Here is a 3,885-nt window from a genome sequence, read left to right as displayed (position 1 = left end):
CCAGTCGGAGCCGCCCTTCTTCTTTGCAGTAAGACCCACCCATGCTCGACAAGACCTTCGACCCGAAAGCCGCCGAACCCCGTCTGTATGCGACCTGGGAGGAGTGCGGAGTCTTCGCGCCGCGCCAGGACACGGCCGCCGAGACCTATTCGATCGTCATACCGCCGCCGAACGTGACCGGCTCGCTGCACATCGGCCACGCCCTCAACAACACGCTGCAGGACATCCTCGCCCGCTATCACCGCATGACCGGCAAGGCCGTGTTGTGGCTGCCCGGGACCGACCACGCCGGCATCGCCACCCAGATGGTGGTCGAGCGCCAGCTGGCCGCCGACGGCAACATGAGCCGGCGCGAGATGGGCCGGGACGCCTTCGTCGACAAGGTCTGGGAATGGAAGGCGACCAGCGCCGGCTCGATCCAGCAGCAGCTGCGGCGCCTCGGGGCGTCCTGCGACTGGTCGCGCGAGCGTTTCACCCTCGACCCCGACCTGCAGGTCGCCGTGCGCAAGGTCTTCGTCCGGCTGCACAAGGAGGGCCTGATCTATCGCGACAAGCGGCTGGTCAACTGGGATCCGCATTTCCAGACCGCCATCTCCGATCTCGAGGTCGAACAGCGCGAGATGGACGGCTTCTACTGGCATTTCGCCTACCCGCTGGCCGACGGGGTGACCTATGAGCACCCGGTCGCCTGGGACGGCGACGGCCAGCCCACCGGGCATGAGACCCGCGACTACATCGTGGTCGCCACGACCCGGCCCGAGACCATGCTGGGCGACACCGGCGTGGCCGTGCACCCGGACGATCCCCGCTACGCCGGGCTGGTCGGAAAATTCGTGACGCTGCCGATCACCGGGCGCCGCATCCCGATTGTCGCCGACGCCTATGCCGACCCGACCAAGGGTTCCGGCGCGGTGAAGATCACCCCGGCCCACGACTTCAACGACTTCCAGGTCGGCAAGCGCGCCGGGCTGGCGGCGCTGAACGTCATGGAGCCTTCGGCCGCATCACCGCCGCCGACACGCCCGACGTGCCCGCCGACTACGAGGGCATGGACCGCTTCGCCGCCCGCAAGGCCATCGTCGCCCGGGCGGAGGAGGAGGGCTGGCTCAAGGAGATCGAGAAGACCCGTCACGTCATCCCGCACGGCGACCGCTCGGGCGTGGTCATCGAGCCGTGGCTGACGGATCAGTGGTACGTCGACGCCCACACCCTCGCCCAGCCGGCCATCAAGGCGGTGGAGCAGGGCGACACGACCTTCGAGCCGAAGAGCTACGAAAAGATCTATTTCGAGTGGCTGCGCAACATCGAGCCCTGGTGCATCAGCCGCCAGCTCTGGTGGGGCCACCGCATTCCGGCCTGGTACGGCCCCGACGGGACCATCTTCGTCGAGGAGAGCGAGGACGAGGCCCGCGCCGCCGCGCGTCATCACTACGGCGCGGAAACCGCCCTGACCCAGGACGAGGACGTTCTCGACACCTGGTTCAGCTCGGCCCTGTGGCCGTTCTCGACCATGGGCTGGCCGAAGGACACCGAGGACCTGCGCCGCTTCTACCCGACCTCGGACCTCGTCACGGCCGCTGACATCATTTTCTTCTGGGTCGCCCGGATGATGATGATGGGACTTCACTTCATGGATGAGGTCCCCTTCAAGCGGGTCATCATCAACGGCCTGGTCCGCGACGAGAAGGGCCAGAAGATGAGCAAGTCGAAGGGGAACGTCATCGATCCCCTGACCATCATCGACGAGCTCGGGGCCGACCCGCTGCGCTTCACCATGGCCATCCTTTCGGGCACGCGCGACATCAAGTTGTCGCGTCAACGCATTGAGGGCTATCGCAACTTCGGCACCAAACTGTGGAACGCCGCGCGCTTTTCGCAGATGAACGAGGCGCGCCGCGTCGAGGGCTTCGACCCGGCGACCGTCGACCAGACCATCAACCGCTGGATCCGCGGCGAGCTGACCAAGGCCGAGCGACAGGTGTCGTCCGCCATCGAGGGCGGTCGCTTCGACGACGCCGCCTCGGCCCTCTACCGCTTCGTCTGGAACGTCTTCTGCGACTGGTATCTGGAGTTGGCCAAGCCGGTCTTCACCGGCGCCGACGAGGCGGCGAAGGCCGAGACCCGGGCCATGACCGCCTGGACGCTCGACCAGACGCTGAAGCTGATGCACCCGGTCATGCCCTTCATCACCGAGGAGCTGTGGGCCCAACTGGCCGCCGACGGCGCGCCGCGCGCCGAGGCGACCCTGATCGGCGCCGCCTGGCCCAACCTGCCCGACGCCTTCATCGACCCGGCGGCCGAGGCCGAGATCGGCTGGCTGGTCGATCTGGTCACCGAGATACGGGCCCTGCGCGCCGAGATGAATGTGGCCCCGTCGGCCAAGCCGCCGCTGACCTTCGTCGCCCCCGACGCGGCCACGGCCGACCGCATCGCCCGCCACCGCGACCTGATCCTGACTCTCGGTCGCGTGTCCGAGGTCGGACAGGCGGAGGCGGCTCCGGCCGGGGCGGTGACCTTCGTCTCCGGCGGCGCCACGGCCGCCCTGTCGCTGGCGGGGATCATCGACCTCGCCGCCGAACGGGCGCGGCTCGAGAAGGAGATCGCCGCCTTCGACAGCGACATCGGTCACGTCAACAAGAAGCTGGGCAATCCGAATTTTGTCTCGCGCGCGGCCCCCGAGGTGGTCGAGGAACAGCGCGAGAAGCTGGCCGAGGCCGAGGCGGGCAAGGCCAGGCTGCAGGCCGCCCTGGCCCGTCTGGACGCGGTGGGGTGACGAAGACCCGGCTCGACCAGCTGCTGGTCGCGCGCGGCCTGGCCGAAAGCCGGTCGAAGGCGAAGGCGGCGATCGAGGCGGGCGGAGTCACGGTCGATGGTGCGCCGGCCAGGACCGCCTCCCAGCCCGTGAGCGAGGACGCGGTCGTCGCCTATGCCGACGCCCACCGTTGGGTCGGGCGCGGGGCCCTTAAGCTGGATCACGTTCTGTCGCTGTGGCCGGTCGCGGTCGAGGGCCGCACCGTGCTCGACGTCGGCGCCTCGACCGGCGGCTTCACCGAGGTCTGCCTCGATCGCGGCGCGGCCCGGGTCTTCGCCGTCGATGTTGGTTCCGGTCAGATGCACCCGCGCGTCGCCGCCGATCCCCGGGTGATCAATCTCGAACAGACCGACGCCCGCGACCTGACGCCGGACCTGATCCCGGAGCCGCCGCAGCTGGTCGTCTGCGACGCCAGCTTCATCGGCCTGGCCAAGGTCCTGCCCGCGGCCCTGGCCCTGGCCGCGCCGGGCGCCGATCTGGTCACGCTCGTGAAGCCGCAGTTCGAGGCGGACCGGCCGGGCGGCGTCAATCGCAAGGGCGTGGTCAAGGATCCCGCGGCGCACCGGGCGGCGGTGGACGCGGTCTCGGCCTGGCTGGAAGGGCAGGGGTGGGCGGTCCAGGCGACCACGGAGAGCCCGATCACCGGCAGCGACGGCAATGTCGAATTCCTGCTCTGGGCGAAGCGGGCCGGTTAGCGCCCCCACGTCCGCGCTCAAGCAGCGAGCCGCCGCGCGGCGAGCGTTAGCGCCCTTCAAAATGGAAAAACCCCCGGTGGATTTCTCCACCGGGGGTCTCCGTCACGTCGCCGATCGACAGGGGGGCTGAAAAATAACCGGCGACGCAATTCGGTCAGTAGCGGTCCGGGCAGGACTGCTCGTATCGGGTGACGAGGCGGCCATCGCGGGTCCGCGTGCGCGTCTCGATGGTGCGGCAGCCGTTGCGGTCGACGCCGTAGCCCGACTGATAGCCGCTGCTGTAGCTGCGGTCGTAGTCGTAGCCGGACTGGCCGTACGAATAGCGGTCCTGGTAGCGGGACCGGTCCTCGTAGCCGTAGCGGTCGTCATAGCCGTAGC

At 68.9% G+C, this 3,885-nt stretch carries 1 protein-coding gene and 2 pseudogenes; 2 read left to right on the top strand and 1 reads right to left on the bottom strand.

The annotated features are described in order from the left end of the window. The first annotated feature begins 41 nt into the window (after positions 1–41). A pseudogene (locus RDU12_RS07300) lies at positions 42–2,773 on the top strand (valine--tRNA ligase). Continuing rightward, positions 2,770–3,507, top strand: a complete 738-nt coding sequence (locus tag RDU12_RS07295; protein WP_300291713.1) for a TlyA family RNA methyltransferase — start codon at positions 2,770–2,772, stop codon at positions 3,505–3,507. Before RDU12_RS07300 ends, RDU12_RS07295 begins: the two are co-directional and overlap by 4 nt. A 154-nt stretch (positions 3,508–3,661) precedes the next feature. On the opposite strand, the pseudogene RDU12_RS07290 reads toward RDU12_RS07295, so the two are convergent. Further along, positions 3,662–3,885, bottom strand: a pseudogene (locus tag RDU12_RS07290) (hypothetical protein); the annotation flags it as partial.

Source organism: Brevundimonas sp. (genome assembly GCF_031082345.1).
Lineage (GTDB): Bacteria > Pseudomonadota > Alphaproteobacteria > Caulobacterales > Caulobacteraceae > Brevundimonas.
This window is presented reverse-complemented; position numbering and strand designations above follow the sequence as displayed.